The sequence below is a fragment of the Pseudomonas granadensis genome (assembly GCF_900105485.1).
In the GTDB taxonomy this organism is placed as follows: domain Bacteria; phylum Pseudomonadota; class Gammaproteobacteria; order Pseudomonadales; family Pseudomonadaceae; genus Aquipseudomonas; species Aquipseudomonas granadensis.
In genome coordinates this window covers 183,814-198,689 of the sequence record NZ_LT629778.1, presented here as the reverse complement: position 1 = coordinate 198,689, position 14,876 = coordinate 183,814, and the positions used below count along the sequence as shown (strand labels likewise).

Sequence of the window (14,876 nt, the reverse complement as noted above, 5' to 3'; positions counted from 1 at the left end):
TCAGACCTTGTAGACCGGCACCGTGTGGCACCAGCGATCCTTGTATTCCCGGTCGGCACGGCCGAACGAATAACGCAGCGGCTTGCCCACCGCCTGGGCATCCGCCCACGCCTGCTGGGTGTTGACGAAACTCAGCACGCTGCCGGGGCTGAATTCGCGGCTTTGCGGATCGACGCCACCGTTGATGTACTCCAGCGAAACCCACTGTGGGGCCTCGACGCGATACAACACCTGAATGGCCACCGGTGCCGAATCGAGCATCGCCACCGAGCCGGTCATGAACTCGCGCAACAAGCTGAACACTTCAACCAGCCCGGCTTTGCCCGGCACTTCAAAACCCCAGCGGCGCTGAAACAGATCGCCGTAAGCGGCAGCCTGCTCCTGCGCAGTGAAGTCGGACATCGGCACCAGTGACCCGCCCGCCTCTTCCAGCAGACGCTGCTCGCGGCGCTGGTTGTAGCGGAATTTCTTCGAATACTCTTCCGGCAATCGCGCCAGGGCCAAACCTTCGGGCTGCGGTTTCAGCGTGCTGATCTGCGTGACATTGAGCTGGGACACGTAAGCCATGCGCTGGCGCACCGGCACCACCACCTCAGCAGCAATCGGCAGGATGATTTCCGCATTGCCCATGTCGAGCAAGCCGCGCTTGCCCTCGCGCTTGAGCACTTCCTTGGACAGCGCCACGTGCCGGCCCCAGCACGGCACGGCGGCGACGATTTCGCCGCCGACCAGCCAGCCCAGATAGCGCAACTCGATATCCACGAAGCTCGACAAGCGCTCGACCACGTCGGGATGCGTCGCGAAACTGCCGCCGAAACGCTGCCAGGCCCGGGCATAGCTGTCGCGGTCGATCTCGGTCCAGCCACGCTCACGGAAGCTGCGAAACACCGTCAGCATACGTTGGTCGCGTGGGTCGGCTGAGGTTCGTCACCTTCTTCGAATTCCTTGGCATGCAGACGAGCGTAATAGCCGTTCTGCTCGAGCAACTGCACATGGGTGCCACGCTCGACAATCCGCCCTTCGTCCATGACCAGAATCAGGTCGGCTTTTTCGATGGTGCTCAAGCGGTGCGCGATGACCAGCGTGGTACGGTTTTGCACAACGTGATCCAGCGCCGCCTGGATGTGCCGCTCCGACTCGGTATCGAGGGCCGACGTGGCCTCGTCGAGAATCAGCAACGGCGCATCCTTGAGCAAGGCGCGGGCGATGGCGATGCGTTGACGCTGACCGCCGGACAACAGCACGCCGTTTTCACCGACCATGGTTTCGTAACCCTGAGGCATCTTGGCAATGAACTCGTCGGCGTAAGCCTCGCGAGCCGCACGTTTGACTTCATCCAGCGGCGCACCGGCGAGGTCGCCGTAAGCGATGTTGTTGGTGACCGTGTCGTTGAACAGCGTCACGGCCTGGGTCACCAGTGCGATCTGGCGGCGCAGGCTGCGCAGGGTGAAGTCCTGGACTTCAACGCCATCGAGCAGAATCTGCCCGTGCTCGTGCTGGTAGAAGCGCGGAATCAACCCGGCGAGAGTCGACTTGCCGCTGCCCGAACGCCCGACCAGCGCAACCATCTGCCCCGGCTCGACGTTGAAGCTGATGTCGTTGAGCACCGGTTTGTCGGTGTCCGGATACTGGAAGCTGAGGTTGCGCACTTCCAGGCGTCCTTCGAGACGATCGCGCTCGACGGTGCCCTGATCCACCTCGGCCGGCTCATCCAGTTGCTCGAAAATGCTCTCGGCACCGGCCACGCCTTTCTGAATCGTCGAACTGACTTCCGACAACTGCCGGATCGGCTTGGGCAACAGGCCCGCCATGGTGATATAGGCCACCAGATCACCCGGCGAGGCATCGCCGCGAAGGTAAAGCACGAGGAACATGACCACGGCCATGGCGCTGTACGTGACCAATTGCAGCATCGGCGTGTACACCGCGCCGGTCTTGGTCATCGTCAGTTGCTTGTCGGTATTGCTCTGGCTGGCATCGCGAAAGCGTTGCTTCTCATAGCTTTCACCGCCAAAGCTGCGCACGACGCGATAACCATGGATGGTCTCGGAGGCCACATGCGTGACGTTGCCCATCGACACCTGGATCTTCTTGCTCTGCTTGCGGAATTTCTTGCTGGTGCTGTTCACCATGATGCCGATGACCGGCAGGATCGCCACCATCACCAGGGTGAGCTTCCAGTTCATCCACAACAACGTGCAGAACAGAAAGATCACGGTCATGCCTTCGCGGATGACCACTTTGATCGCGTCCGTTGCCGCGCCGGTGACCATGGTCACGTTGAAGGTGATGCGCGAAATCAGATGACCGGAGTTGTTCTTGTCGAAGAAGCGGTTGGGCAACTCCAGCAGTTTGTTGAACAGCACCACCCGCAGGTCATGCACCAGTCCCAGAGAAACCCGGGCGAGAAAGAAGTTACCCAGATACGAACCCACGCCCTGCAACAGGGCGATGAACACAATCATCAGCGGCACGGTTTGCAGCAATTGCAAATCGCCCAGATAAGGGTTGCCCGGGAACAGGCTGGCTTCAGGATTGGCCAGCCCGTCGACGAAGTACTTGAGGATGTAGGCGAGCATCGGCTGGGTCGATGCGAAAATCAGAAACCCGACGATGCTGAGGAGAAAGAGACCGGCATAGGGCCGCACGTAAGCCAAAAGGCGGAAGTAGATCGCCAGCGTTGACTGGGCTTTCGGTTCAGGACTGCTCATGGTGATCCGCACAATTCAGTGAGGCGGGGATGATATCACAGGCCTTTTTTCCCCGATAAACATGACGGCGCGCCAGCCTTTGACCAAGTCGGTTAAGATACGCCGCTAACGATGGGGAGCCCGCTATGCAATCGATTGACCACAGCACTTACGAGGCACTGCGCAAAGGTGCACAGGTTCTGGAGGCCGACGGTTCCGGCGACAAGGTACTGAGGCTGGCTGACGGCCGCATGCTCAAACTGTTCCGTCGCAAGCGCTTGCTCAGCTCGGCGCTGTTCTTCCCCTACGCGCAGCGCTTTGCCAACAACACCCGGGCGCTTCAGCAACGCGGCATTCTTTGCCCGCAAGTCATCGCGGTCTATCGCATCCCGAGCATCGAGCGCGACGGTGTTTACTACAGTCCACTGGAAGGCAGCACGGTGCGCCAGCTACAAGGCTCTGCCGAGGATGGCGATTCATTGAGAAAGCAATTGGGCAGCTACTTCGCCCTGCTGCATGAAAAAGGCGTGTATTTCCGATCGCTGCACTTTGGCAATGTGGTGCTGACCCCGGACAACCAACTGGGCCTGATCGACATCGCCGATCTGCGCTGCCAAAAACGAGCCCTGAGTGACAGCAAACGCCTGCGCAACTTCGCGCACTTGCTGCGCTACAAGGAAGACCGTCATTGGTTGCTCGGCGACGATGCCGGCGACAGCTTTATCGAAGGCTACCGCCAGGCGCTGCCGAGCAACCGCCAGGCGCCACTGATCTCGCGCCTGCGGCCGTTGCTGGTGTAAGCCTCAGCGTCCGATGACCACGATCGCAGCACCCTTGCGATTCTCGAAGTGTTCGAGCACGCGCATCCGATGCGCCGCCAGCCACTCCTTCAACCACGGTTCATCGCCCTTCGCCTCGATCACGAAATAGCGGAATTTTGCTGCATGCGTTGGCGACATCGCTTCTTCGCGGGTCAGGCTGGGTAGCACATAACCGCGACCGGCGTAATAACTGATCCGGCCGTCTTCGAAGTAGGTCGGCACGCCGCGCTCGATGTGGCTTGAGGCCCAGCGCCCAGCGGCAACGTAATGCGTTTTGCCGGCCCCGGTAGACACCACGTTCGCCAGCATCATCAGCAAGCCCAGAACCACCAGAGCCTTGCCCAGCCGCGGAAACTGGCGAACGAACGCCGCCAGCCCCATCGCCATCACCGGCACCACCAACAGGTTGAGGAAGCTCAAGTAGCGGGCGTTCATGAACTGCTGCTTGATGAAAAACAGCACCAGCACCACCACATACAATAACGCCGCCCAGGCGAACGGGCGGTAATCGCGCCAGTAAGTGCCGAGCACGCCCCAATTGCGGCGCAATACGAACGGCACAGCGAACGGCCCCATCAACTTGACGAACGAGATAGTCATCGTCGCCAGGATGCCGAAAAAGATGATACGGCCAGCTTCGTCCCGGGAGTATTTGTTGATCAGCGAATTGCCGAACTGATCGCACAACATCTGAAACGAGGCGAACACTCCGCGAGGCTCGATCATGTCCAGATAAAGCACGACCCGCGCCGACATCAACACACCCGTTACGACCACCAACAGCAGGCCTGCCATCGGCAGAATCGAGAACTGCACGAATCGCATGCGACGGTTCGGCGTCCACAGATTGGGCAGTTGCCACAGTGCCAGAGCCGGCACCAGCAGTAGCGCCTCAAGACGAAACAGCGCTGCAGCAGCAATCGCCAGATGAATGGCGGCCGCCCACAGCCAACCGCCGCGCGATTGCCAGCGCGACGCGAGCCAAAGCGTCAAGGTGCAGAAAAACCAGAAGCCGCATTCGCGGATGATGTCGTTTCGAAAGGCGTTGACCGCCGGCATCGCCAGCACGACAAGGCAGGCCCACCGCGCCAGATCAGGCGAACGCTGGCGCACGCAATCGACCATCAACGCGCTGGTACCGGCGAAAAACAGACCGCACCAGAGATATGCACTCAGTTCCAGCGGCAGACGCAAAACACTGTGCGTGGCGGCGAGCAATAACGAAAACCACGGCCAGTCGAACGTAGCCCAAGCCACATTGGGCCCGAGCTCGGTGACCTGTTGTGCAATATCGATGTACAGCGCGGCATCACGCCCCACCGTCGCCGTGCCCAACACAGCGATCAGCGATAACAGCACACTGCCAAAGAATGCCAGCCCTACAGGATATCCATCGATGATCCGGGAGACTTGAGCCCCAATCTTCATGCTCACAACCCTCACCCAGCCACCTCATCCATAATCAGGTACACACTCTTCCCTGCGATTTACCGAAATAATGATCGCAATGCCTTGCGCGCGTAGGACCAGCGCTTGATCGTGCGCCAGTCAGCACGCAAGGCCTTTAAATAGAAGTCCTTGGCCAATTGGTATTCGCCGTGCGAGTAGCAATCGCGAAACAAGGACAGACAACGCTGTGCCAGAAATGCCTGACGCAAATCCTGCATCTGTTCAGGCATGCGCCGGCGGGAGAACACTTCGTTGACCACCTGATCGGTGCCGGCCGCAAGGCTCTGGCGCAAATCATGGCGCATGCTGTCCGCATGCTTGTGAATGAGCGCCAACGGTTCGTTCACGACGCTGCATGGAAAACGCGCCAGAACCTGGGCAAATACCGGCAAATCTTCAACGTTGCGCAGATGCTCAGGATAATTGCCCGGGCCGAAAACGCTGCGATGCATCGCACACGCGCCATTTGAAATAGACACGGTCTTGTCCAGCAAGTAACCCTGCAACCGCTGTCGCGGCGCCGCCGGCAGTGGCCTGACGGCCTGCAAGCTACGCTTGCCATCAGCGAACACTGACCAATGCGACCCGATCACCATCCGGCTTTGCGGGTTACCGGTGATGTGTTGCGACAGCGCCGCCAATGCGCCGGGCGCCATCTCATCATCGGAATCGAGAAACACCAGAAACTGCCCGGTGGTTTCCTCGATGCCAAGATTGCGCACCGAGGACAATCCACCATTGCTTTTGCGCAGCGCACGAAAGCGCCCGCCATGCTTGAGCAAGAGCTGTTCGACGACCTGAGGCGTGTCGTCCGTCGACCCATCGTCAATGACCAGTAAATCCGCCACCGCCTCGTCCAGCTGCGCCAACACCGACTCCACTGCACGTGAAAGCGTTCGCGCGTAGTTGTAGACCGGAATGACGACGCTGATCAGTGTCTCAGTCAAGTTCGTATCCTTTCACACCCTCTTTCACGACCAGAATATCTTCCATGATCAGGTATTCCAGATCCGAACCGAAAAACATGTTCAGCGCATCGGTCGGCGAACAGATCATCGGCTCGCCACGACGATTGAGCGAGGTGTTCAGCGATACACCGTTGCCGGTGAGGTTTTCCAGCGCCTTCATCATGTCGTAGTAGCGCGGGTTGTATTCGCGTTTGAGTACCTGGGCGCGAGAAGTGCCGTCTTCGTGGACAACTTCCGGCACGCGGGTTTTCCACTCTTCAGCGACTTCGAAGGTGAACGTCATGAACGGTGCCGGGTGATCGATCTTGATCATCTGCGGCGCAACGGTGTCGAGCATCGACGGGCAGAAAGGCCTCCAGCGCTCGCGGAACTTGATCTGGTGGTTGATCCGGTCGGCCACGCCGGCGACGCTCGGGCAACCGATGATCGAACGACCACCCAAGGCACGCGGGCCGAACTCCATGCGCCCCTGAAACCAGGCGACCGGGTTGCCGTCGACCATGATTCTGGCGATCTGCTCCGGCATGTTGTCGAGCTTGCGCCAGGCCGGCTTGTTGGCGTGACGGGCGCACGCGGCGATCACGTCTTCGTTGCTGTAGGACGGGCCGAGATAGACGTGTTCCATCTTCTCCACCGGTACGCCACGGGCATGCGACACGTAGGCGGCGGCGCCCACTGCGGTGCCGGCATCGCCGGAGGCAGGCTGCACGAACAGCTCCTTGATGTCGTCGCGGGCGATGATTTTCTGGTTCAGCTTGACGTTCAACGCACAGCCACCGGCGAACGCCAGCTTGCCGGTTTCCTTGAGCACGTCGCCCAGATAGTGGTCGATCATCTGCAACGCCAGCTTCTCGAACAGCGCTTGCATGCTCGCGGCGTAATGGATGTAAGGCTCGTCAGCGATATCACCTTCGCGCTTCGGGCCCAGCCATTCGATCAACTTCGGTGAGAAGTAAAAGCCTTTGCCCTTTTCCTTGTAGCGACGCAGGCCGATCACGTTGGCGTAGTCGGTGTTGATCACCAGCTCGCCGTTCTCGAACGAGGCCAGACGTGAAAAGTCGTACTTGCTGGCATCACCGTAGGGCGCCATGCCCATGACCTTGAATTCGCCGTCAAGCATTTCGAAGCCGAGGAACTCGGTGATCGCCCCGTACAGACCGCCGAGGGAGTCCGGATCGAAGAATTCCTTGATCTTGTGGATCTTGCCGTTTTCGCCATAGCCGAAGAAAGTCGTGGCGTACTCGCCCTTGCCGTCGATCCCGAGGATTGCGGTTTTTTCCTTGAAACCGGAGCAATGGTAAGCGCTGGAGGCGTGGGCCAGATGATGCTCGACCGGCTCGATCTTGATCTTTTTCGGATCGAAACCCAGTTGTTCAAGGCACCAGACGATCTTGTTGCGGTAGCGCTTGTAGCGGCGGTTGCCCATCAGGATCGCATCGAGGGCGCGATCCGGGGCGTACCAGTAGCGCTTGGCGTAGTGCCAGCGGGCCTTGCCGAAGAGGCTGATCGGGGCAAACGGGATCGCGACCACGTCAACATCGGACGGCTTGATGCCGGCCTGTTCCAGACAGAACTTCGCCGACTCGTAGGGCATGCGGTTCTTTGCATGCTTATCGCGTACGAAGCGCTCTTCCTCAGCCGCCGCCACCAGCTTGCCGTCGATGTACAAGGCTGCTGAAGGGTCATGGCTAAGGGCGCCGGACAGGCCAAGAATCGTCAATGCCACAGGGGTCTAGCCTCTTAAGTCTGCGTACAGGCGCGATGCGCCTTGAAAAATTGATGTATCCCCGCACAGGCGAGAGACAGCTAAAGCGCGGGATTATAGCGTAAACGAGAGGGGAATTACCCTGTGCGATTGGCCGAGGATGAATCGGCCACCTCATTCGGTAACCGCTGATCAATCACCCGATACAACGCACTGCCTTGCGGCCAGTTACGCATGAATCGCGCGCGGTCACGGACGTAAGCTTGCGCGAAACTGCCGACAGAGCCGTGCTGGCACATCGAGTCCAGATCGATCAATGCCCAGCGATCCTCCTGCCAGAACACGTTGTGGCCCTTGAAATCACCGTGACTGATGCGCTCGCTGATCAATTGGGCGAACAGCAGATCCAGTGCCTGCAGTTCCGCTTCGGGAGCTTCGCCATTTTCGACATACGGCGCAAAGCGCTCAATGATGTCCGGTCCCGGCAGGAACTCGGTCACCAGACAGGCGCGACCGCGCAGCCAAAGGAAACGTTTTTCCAGCACGGCCAGTGGTTTGGGTGTGGCAATCCCGAGAAACGCCAGGCGATTGCCTTCGCGCCATGAGTGCCACGCACGGCTCGGCCGCCAGAAGCGCTTGAGCCAATGCGCAAATCCCTTGATGTTGTAGCGCTTGATCACCAGCGTGCGCTCGCCCACCTGAACCTTGCCGACGCTCGCCGCGCCGCCGGTCTTGTAGAGATGCCCCTGATCAAGCAATGCATCGGCCTGCTCCAGCACCGGCACCATCGCCGCTTCTTCTTCGCGGCGGATCGCCCGCAGGCCGAATGCGCCGCGCCGTACGCTGAACAGCGTACATTCGCGGCCGACCTTGAGCAGGAAGTCCTTCAGTCGCCAACGGCGCACTTTGTCGATCTGTTTCTGCAAGGCTTCCAGCGGCAACGCGTGCTCGCTGTTGCTCAGCAGGTAATACACCAGCAATTCTTCGGTGAACGGTTCAAGCGTCTTGGGCAACTGGGCGAAAAACACCCCGAGGTTTTCCAGAACCTTTTGCCGCGACAACGGTTGCCCGGCGGTTTCCGCGCGAATACCGGCGCCGTCGATCAAGTACAACTGGCCGCCATGGCGCAGCAGATTGTCCAGGTGCAGGTCTTCCTGCCAGAGGCCTTTGCCGTGCAATTGGCCAATCGCGCCCAGCGCCTCGGCCAACACCGCGGACTGCTCGTCGGCGAGCGCCGGCAAAGACTCGACTTGCGCCCAGGCGTCGCCAAGGCTTTCGGCGTTTTCAAGAAACTCGAACAGCAGCCACCCACCTTCGCCACTGGTCAGCCCATCGGCCAGCAGCAGCGGTGTGGGCATGCCTTGCTCAGCCAGCAGACGCACGCCCTGCAGCTCACGCTGAAAATGCCGCGCGGCCTTGCTGCCGACCAGCAGCTTGGCCAGCACCGGTCGGCCGCGCCAGACGCCGGCGCCCACATAACGCTGCCCCGGCAATACCCGCAGCAGACTCAACAGTTGCAAGTCGGCACTGCCGGCGGCATCGGCCAGCGTTACTGTCAGCGGCAGCGCCGGGGTACGCCCGACATTGGCCAGTTCGGACAATCGCATCAGCGCGTCTCCTTGTGCGTGCGACGCGCGGTCAGCCGGGCAAGCCAGCTGTCGACCAGCGAGCTGTCGCCAGGCTGATCCAGATAAGCGGCCAGCAACTCGCGCAGTTGCGCCTCGGTCCACTGCGGCGCACGGCGCTGCAGCGGCTCCAGATCCTTGATGCGGTCGCGCACGCCAAACAGCAACGGCCGGGTCTTTTCCAGATCGATCAATTGCGCCTGGTACTCGTCACCCACGGCCCGCAAGAAAATATGCTTGGGATAAAAACAACCGTGCACCTGACGCACACCATGCAGGCGCTGCGCCAGCTGCCCGCAGGCACGCAGGATCGCCGACTGCTGCGCGCGGTCGAGTTGCGCCCAGCGTTGCAACAGCGAATCCAGATCGTTCCAGCCGTCCAGCGCGCGGGTCAGCAGAATCGCGCGAACCTCACCGTTGACCTTGCGCTCACCGAAAAACGCCGCTTGCAGCACCGGTATGCCGAGCTTGCGATAGCGGCTGATGTTGCGAAACTCGCGGGCAAAACTGGGCTCGCCGAACGGCGCATGCAGCGTGCGCGTCAGATAGTTGCTCTGGCGCTTGAGGTAATACCCCTGCCCCTCCAGATTCAGACGAAACACACTGCTCCAGCCACCGCCGGCGGTATTGGGTTCGTCCACGGCCTCAAGCTCTTTTGCCCACAGCGCATCAAAAGTGTCCAGGCCATGACGCGCCAGCAGTGCGCGGTCATCTTCGGCCAGAAAATCAGTCATTCACGTCCCTCGAAAAATCTCACCACGTGCCGAATCCGCTTCTTGTCGGCGCTATCAAGCCGATCGCACTGGCGATACTGCTTGTAAAAGCGCAGGCGCTGGGTGTTCGACAGGTGATATTTGGCGAGCTTGTCGAGACAGGCCAGATCCTTGGTGATCCGATACTTGAGCCAGAAGCCACGCCAGAACTCGCCATTGGGGCAGTCGATCAGAAAGATGTGCGCCTGATCGTCAATCAACAGGTTGCGCCATTTCAGATCGTTATGGGTAAAACGGTGATCGTGCATTGTCCGGGTATAACCGGCCAGTTGCTGACTGATGCCGTCGACCCAGGCGCGATCCTTGAGTTTCGGGTCCTTGCGTTCGGCAAGCGCAGAGAGGTCTTCGGTATGCGGCAGTTCGCGGGTGATCATCGCGCCGCGATCATACGCTGCACCGCGTCGCTCAAGACCCCAGGCGACCACTTCGGCAGTGGGAATGCCCCACTTGGCGAAGCGCTTGAGGTTCTGCCACTCCATCTTCACCCGTGGCTTGCCGAGGTAACGGCGCAAGCCTTTACCGGCGCCGACGTAGCGTTTGACGTAGTAATTGACGCCGTTGCGCTGCACGCGAATCACCTCGGACAACGGGTCGCGGGTCAGGCGCTCGCCTTGCAGGGCAAACACCGCTTCGAGACTGCCGAAATCTTCGGCGAGGTCGCTGTAGGCCGGCTCCAGAATCCACCCCGCCATCAGAGCGCATCCCCGTAACGCTGTTTGCGTGCGTAGAGCTTGTCGGCCTTGCCTTGCAACCAGTTCAATAGCGGCGCTTCTTCGGCAAGGATCTGGCGCAGCGGCTGCTGGAAATAGTCCTTGAGAAAACGCAGCTTGTCGCGGCGGGTCAGGCCGATGTCCAGCGCAGAAAAGTACAGCGCCGCCAGATCCTTGTTGCGCCAGCGCTGGGTAATCGCCGTGCGGGTCTGCGCGCGGTGCAGATCGATCACCGACAGCTTGAAATCTTCCGGCGTCACCGGTTTATCGGTGTGCAGCAGGAAGTGACAGATGTAGCAATCGCGGTGATTGACGCCGGCACGGTGCATCATGCCGGTCATGCGTGCGACCTCGGCAATCAATGCGTGCTTGAGTTTTGGCTCGGGCGGCTGCTTGACCCAGTCGATGCTGAAATCTTCCAGGCTGATGGTCGGCGCCAGTTCTTCGGTAACGATGAACGAATGCTGATCCGCCGGGTTGCTGCCCTTCTCGCCATAGGCGACAGCGGTCATGGTCGGCACGCCGACTTCCTGCAGACGCTGAATCGCCTGCCATTCCTGGCCCGCGCCGAGCACCGGCAGCTTGGCCGTCAGCAGGTTCTTGAAGATTTCGCCCCAGCCGATGCCACGGTGGATCTTCACGAAAAATCCGTGGCCATCGACTTCCGTGCGCAGTGTCCGGCGTGCTTCCAGCTCGCGGTATACCTCGCCCTGCAAGCCTTCGACTGCGGCGAACGGATCGCGTCCGGCCCAAAGGCTTTTGAACGGTTCAGCCAGCATCAACTTCATTAAGCGTGCTCCGCCAGAATCACATCGGCCGCGTGCTGCGGCATGCTGTAGAGGTCGGCCGTCTCGGCGAAGGCCAGACCATTGCGGCTCCAGGCCGCCCGTGCAGCGTCGTCGCTCAACATGTCAGTCAGGTATTGCGTCAACTGCGTCTGCTCGAACGGTTCGTCCAGTACTCGCCCGGCGTCGGCCTCGGCGATGTAATGGGCGTAACCGCAGACCGCGCTGACCAGTACCGGCAGGCCGGCGACCAGCGCTTCAAGCAGCACAGTGCCGGTGTTCTCGTTGTACGCCGGGTGGATCAACAGGTCGGCGCCGAGCAGAAAACGCGGGATATCGCTGCGGCCCTTGAGGAACGTCACGTTGTCGCCAAGGCCCAACGTCGCGCTCTGCATCTGGAATAACTTGGGGTCATCCTGGCCGATTACAAACAGCCGGGTGCGTTTCTTCAGTTCCGCGGGTAGCGCGGCGAGCGCCTTGAGGCTGCGATCGACGCCTTTGGTCTTGAAGCCGGAACCGATCTGCACCAGCAGCAGCTCGTCGTCCCCGAGATTGAATTCAGCACGGAAACCGGCGCGAATTTCATCGGCATTCACCGGGCGTCGACGGTCCTGGGCAATGCCCGGCGGCAGCAGATGGAAGCGTTCGAGCGGAGTGTCGTAATGCTTGATGAACAACGGCTGCTGCACTTCGGAAATCATCAGCACTTCGGTTTTCGCGTCTTTCGCGAACACGGCGCGCTCGTACTCGGCGAAGTGGCGGTAACGGCCCCAACGACGGTACAGCGAGTTGCGCAAATTCTGTGCTTTGTCTTCGAAGCAGCCGTCGGCCGCGTAATAGACGTCGAGTCCGGGCATCTTGTTGAAGCCGATCAGCCTGTCGACCGGACGCTTGGCAAGATCTGCTTGCATCCACGCACTGAGCTTTTCGTTGCGGCGATGGTTGAACAATGCCTTGACCGGCGCTACCAGCACTTCGAAGCCCGGCGGCACGTCGCCTTCCCAGATCAGCGTGTAGACGCGGATCTGATGGCCGCGCTGCTGGCATTCGAGGGCGATGCGCATGAAGTCTCGCTGCAAGCCACCGAACGGGAAATATTTGTACAGGACGAATGCCAATTGCATCAACGCAGCTCCTCAGCCATTAACAACGTGCTCAGTCGGCTGGCGACACGCTCGGGGTTTACACGCGTGAAGCACAGTGGCTGTTCACGCTTGAGGTCAAACTGACGGGCATCCTGCGCGGTCGGTTGATAGGTACATTTCTTTTGCATGCACGGCGCGCACGGAAAATCGCTGGCCAGGTGAATCTGCAGTTTGCCGTAAGCGCCGGTCAGGCCCGGGTTGGTCGGGCCGAACAGCGAGAGGGTCGGCACGTCCAGCGCCGCGGCCAGATGACCGAGGCCGGTGTCCACTGCGACGCAGGCTTGCGCGCCGGCAAGGACTTTGCCGACGCCGGCCAGATTCAGCTTTGGCAGCACTTCGGCATGTTTGAAGCCAGCGGCGATTCTTTCGGCGCGCGCTTTTTCCTGCTCATTGCCCCACGGCAGCTTCACGCCGACGCCAAGGTAGCCGACCCGTTCGGTCAGCTCACGCCAGTAGATTTCCGGCCAGTGCTTGGTATCCCAGGTGGTGCCATGCAGGAACACCACGAAGGTGTTCTTGCGCGGCAGCTCGACCAGGCGTTCGACGTTGAGGCCGTAATCGCCCAGGCCTTTGGGCAAGTCGTAGCCCAGCGCGATGGCGAATAGTTGCCGCACCCGCTCGACGGCGTGCTGCCCACGGGCCACGGCCAGTTTGCGATCATAGAAACGCGCCGCCAGCGGTTCACGGGCCGAGGTTTTATCGAGGCCGGCGACCGGGGCTTTGACGTAGCGGGTCAGCCAGGCACTTTTCAGCAGGCCTTGAGCGTCGATCACCAGATCGTATTTATTGGCGCGCACGCTTTGCTTGAAGCGCTTCCATTCGCCGCTGGTGAGGGTCTTCCACAGATTCTTGCGCCAGCGGCGGATCGCCACCGGGATCACTTTGCCGACCGCCGGGTGCCAGGTCGGAATCTCGGCGAAGCCTTCCTCCACCACCCAGTCGAACTTGATTCCGGGGATCGCCCGGGCCGCGTCGGTCAGCGCCGGCAACGCGTGAATCACGTCGCCCAGCGATGAAGTCTTGATCAACAGTACCCGCAACTTAATGAACCTCGACCACGGAGCCGTGCAACTTGTGCAAGGCGTCGTTGACGGCGTCCGGCATCAATTGGCGCAGGCAGTTGTAATGGCCGAATCGGCACGTACGGTCGAAGCACGGGCTGCATTCGATGCCCAGGCGCACCACTTCGACCTGCTCGGCCAGCGGCGGGGTGAAGCCCGGCGAAGTCGAACCGTAGACGGCGACCAGCGGGCGGTTCAACGCAGCGGCGACGTGCATCAGGCCGGAGTCGTTGGACACCACCGAGTCGGCACACGACAGCAGGTCGATGGCTTCGGCCAGCGAAGTACCGCCACTGAGATTCACCGATTCCTCGCGCAGGCCCGGAATCAAACGCGCGCGGATGTCTTCGCCGACCGCGTGATCGTTTTTCGAGCCGAACAGCCACACTTGCCAGCCTTCGCGAATGCGCGCTTCGGCGACCTTGGCGTAGTGCTCGGACGGCCAGCGCTTGGATTCGCCGAACTCGGCGCCGGGGCACAGGGCCAACACCGGGCGGTCGAGGCTCAGGCCGAACTTGGCCAGCGCCGCTTCGCGGGTCTGCGGATCGATTTGCAGGCTCGGTCGCGGGTAGGGTTTCGGCAATTCAGCGTTCGGCTCGTAGGCCAGGGCCATGAAGCGCTCGATCATCAGCGGATAACGTTCTTTATCCAGCGTGCGCACGTCGTTGAGCAAGCCGTAACGAAACTCGCCGCGCCAGCCGGTGCGCTTGGGAATGCCGGCAAAAAACGGCACCAGCGCCGACTTCAACGAGTTGGGCAACAGGATCGCCTGATCGTACTGCCCGGCGAGGGATTTGCCGATGCGCCGACGTGTCGCCAGTTCCAGCGCGCCGTGGCCGAGCGGAAAACTCAAGGCTTTGCGCACTTCGGGCATGCGCTCAAGGATCGGCCGGCTCCACTCGGGCGCCAGCACGTCGATTGCGCATTGCGGGTGGCGCTGCCTGAGACACTGAAACAGTGTCTGCGCCATCACCATGTCACCGACCCAACTGGGCCCAACGATCAAAATATTCATGTGCTTTCCAAAAACGAACCGGGGAGGCAATTACGCCTCCCCGCCTCGAGAATCACTGAGGGAGCGGCGCTGCTGGCGATGGGTCATTTCCTTCAACATCACTGCTGACTGTTACTCCGCTATCGCGAG

13 protein-coding genes are annotated in these 14,876 nt (G+C 60.7%); 1 reads left to right on the top strand and 12 read right to left on the bottom strand.

Going from position 1 to position 14,876, the window contains the following annotated elements; translation table 11 throughout:
• The gene (locus BLU52_RS00850) at positions 1-897 is read right to left on the bottom strand and encodes a GNAT family N-acetyltransferase (RefSeq protein WP_090280637.1); all 897 of its coding nucleotides are present in this window, start codon (positions 895-897) and stop codon (positions 1-3) included.
• Complete coding sequence (msbA, locus tag BLU52_RS00845; protein WP_090280634.1) at positions 891-2,711, bottom strand: lipid A export permease/ATP-binding protein MsbA; 1,821 nt, start codon at positions 2,709-2,711, stop codon at positions 891-893. Before msbA ends, BLU52_RS00850 begins: the two co-directional genes overlap by 7 nt.
• A gap of 125 nt (positions 2,712-2,836) precedes the next feature.
• Between msbA and BLU52_RS00840 the strand changes: the two genes are divergently transcribed.
• Positions 2,837-3,490 (top strand): protein kinase family protein, encoded by a 654-nt coding sequence (locus BLU52_RS00840; RefSeq protein WP_090280631.1) that lies wholly within the window; start codon positions 2,837-2,839, stop codon positions 3,488-3,490.
• A gap of 3 nt (positions 3,491-3,493) precedes the next feature.
• On the opposite strand, the gene BLU52_RS00835 is transcribed toward BLU52_RS00840, so the two are convergent.
• The 10 genes from BLU52_RS00835 to waaF form a co-directional block, all read right to left on the bottom strand.
• Positions 3,494-4,939 carry a hypothetical protein gene (locus BLU52_RS00835; RefSeq protein ID WP_090280628.1) on the bottom strand — a complete coding sequence of 482 codons (1,446 nt, stop codon included), beginning with the start codon at positions 4,937-4,939 and terminating at the stop codon, positions 3,494-3,496.
• Positions 4,940-4,998: 59 nt separating this feature from the next.
• Positions 4,999-5,907 (bottom strand): glycosyltransferase family 2 protein, encoded by a 909-nt coding sequence (locus BLU52_RS00830; RefSeq protein WP_090280625.1) that lies wholly within the window; start codon positions 5,905-5,907, stop codon positions 4,999-5,001.
• Positions 5,900-7,654, bottom strand: coding sequence for a carbamoyltransferase family protein (locus tag BLU52_RS00825; protein WP_090280623.1), 1,755 nt, complete (start codon positions 7,652-7,654; stop codon positions 5,900-5,902). Before BLU52_RS00825 ends, BLU52_RS00830 begins: the two co-directional genes overlap by 8 nt.
• Before the next feature lie 116 nt (positions 7,655-7,770).
• Positions 7,771-9,240 (bottom strand): lipopolysaccharide kinase InaA family protein, encoded by a 1,470-nt coding sequence (locus BLU52_RS00820; RefSeq protein WP_090280619.1) that lies wholly within the window; start codon positions 9,238-9,240, stop codon positions 7,771-7,773.
• A complete protein-coding gene (locus BLU52_RS00815; RefSeq protein ID WP_090280615.1) occupies positions 9,240-9,992 on the bottom strand; it encodes a lipopolysaccharide kinase InaA family protein in 753 nt (250 codons plus the stop codon). Before BLU52_RS00815 ends, BLU52_RS00820 begins: the two co-directional genes overlap by 1 nt.
• Positions 9,989-10,723: a lipopolysaccharide kinase InaA family protein gene (locus tag BLU52_RS00810; RefSeq protein WP_090280612.1), complete on the bottom strand. Its 735-nt coding sequence runs from the start codon at positions 10,721-10,723 to the stop codon at positions 9,989-9,991. The genes BLU52_RS00815 and BLU52_RS00810 overlap by 4 nt, the downstream gene beginning before the upstream one ends.
• The gene (gene rfaP / locus BLU52_RS00805; protein ID WP_090280609.1) at positions 10,723-11,529 is read right to left on the bottom strand and encodes a lipopolysaccharide core heptose(I) kinase RfaP; all 807 of its coding nucleotides are present in this window, start codon (positions 11,527-11,529) and stop codon (positions 10,723-10,725) included. The genes BLU52_RS00810 and rfaP overlap by 1 nt, the downstream gene beginning before the upstream one ends.
• Positions 11,529-12,650, bottom strand: coding sequence for a glycosyltransferase family 4 protein (locus tag BLU52_RS00800; RefSeq protein WP_090280606.1), 1,122 nt, complete (start codon positions 12,648-12,650; stop codon positions 11,529-11,531). Before BLU52_RS00800 ends, rfaP begins: the two co-directional genes overlap by 1 nt.
• Positions 12,650-13,711, bottom strand: coding sequence for a lipopolysaccharide heptosyltransferase I (gene waaC / locus BLU52_RS00795; protein ID WP_090280604.1), 1,062 nt, complete (start codon positions 13,709-13,711; stop codon positions 12,650-12,652). Before waaC ends, BLU52_RS00800 begins: the two co-directional genes overlap by 1 nt.
• Position 13,712: 1 nt before the next feature.
• Positions 13,713-14,747 carry a lipopolysaccharide heptosyltransferase II gene (gene waaF, locus BLU52_RS00790; RefSeq protein ID WP_090280601.1) on the bottom strand — a complete coding sequence of 345 codons (1,035 nt, stop codon included), beginning with the start codon at positions 14,745-14,747 and terminating at the stop codon, positions 13,713-13,715.
• Positions 14,748-14,876 lie beyond the last annotated feature (129 nt).

Excerpts from the sequence above, each read along its gene's own strand:
- rfaP (WP_090280609.1), bottom strand. The coding sequence starts at position 11,529 with ATGAAGTTGATGCTGGCTGAACCGTTCAAAAGCCTTTGGGCCGGACGC.
- waaF (WP_090280601.1), bottom strand. The coding sequence starts at position 14,747 with ATGAATATTTTGATCGTTGGGCCCAGTTGGGTCGGTGACATGGTGATG.
- BLU52_RS00800 (WP_090280606.1), bottom strand. The coding sequence starts at position 12,650 with ATGCAATTGGCATTCGTCCTGTACAAATATTTCCCGTTCGGTGGCTTG.
- BLU52_RS00835 (WP_090280628.1), bottom strand. The coding sequence starts at position 4,939 with ATGAAGATTGGGGCTCAAGTCTCCCGGATCATCGATGGATATCCTGTA.
- BLU52_RS00820 (WP_090280619.1), bottom strand. The coding sequence starts at position 9,240 with ATGCGATTGTCCGAACTGGCCAATGTCGGGCGTACCCCGGCGCTGCCG.
- BLU52_RS00810 (WP_090280612.1), bottom strand. The coding sequence starts at position 10,723 with ATGGCGGGGTGGATTCTGGAGCCGGCCTACAGCGACCTCGCCGAAGAT.
- BLU52_RS00840 (WP_090280631.1), top strand. The coding sequence starts at position 2,837 with ATGCAATCGATTGACCACAGCACTTACGAGGCACTGCGCAAAGGTGCA.
- BLU52_RS00815 (WP_090280615.1), bottom strand. The coding sequence starts at position 9,992 with ATGACTGATTTTCTGGCCGAAGATGACCGCGCACTGCTGGCGCGTCAT.
- msbA (WP_090280634.1), bottom strand. The coding sequence starts at position 2,711 with ATGAGCAGTCCTGAACCGAAAGCCCAGTCAACGCTGGCGATCTACTTC.
- BLU52_RS00850 (WP_090280637.1), bottom strand. The coding sequence starts at position 897 with ATGCTGACGGTGTTTCGCAGCTTCCGTGAGCGTGGCTGGACCGAGATC.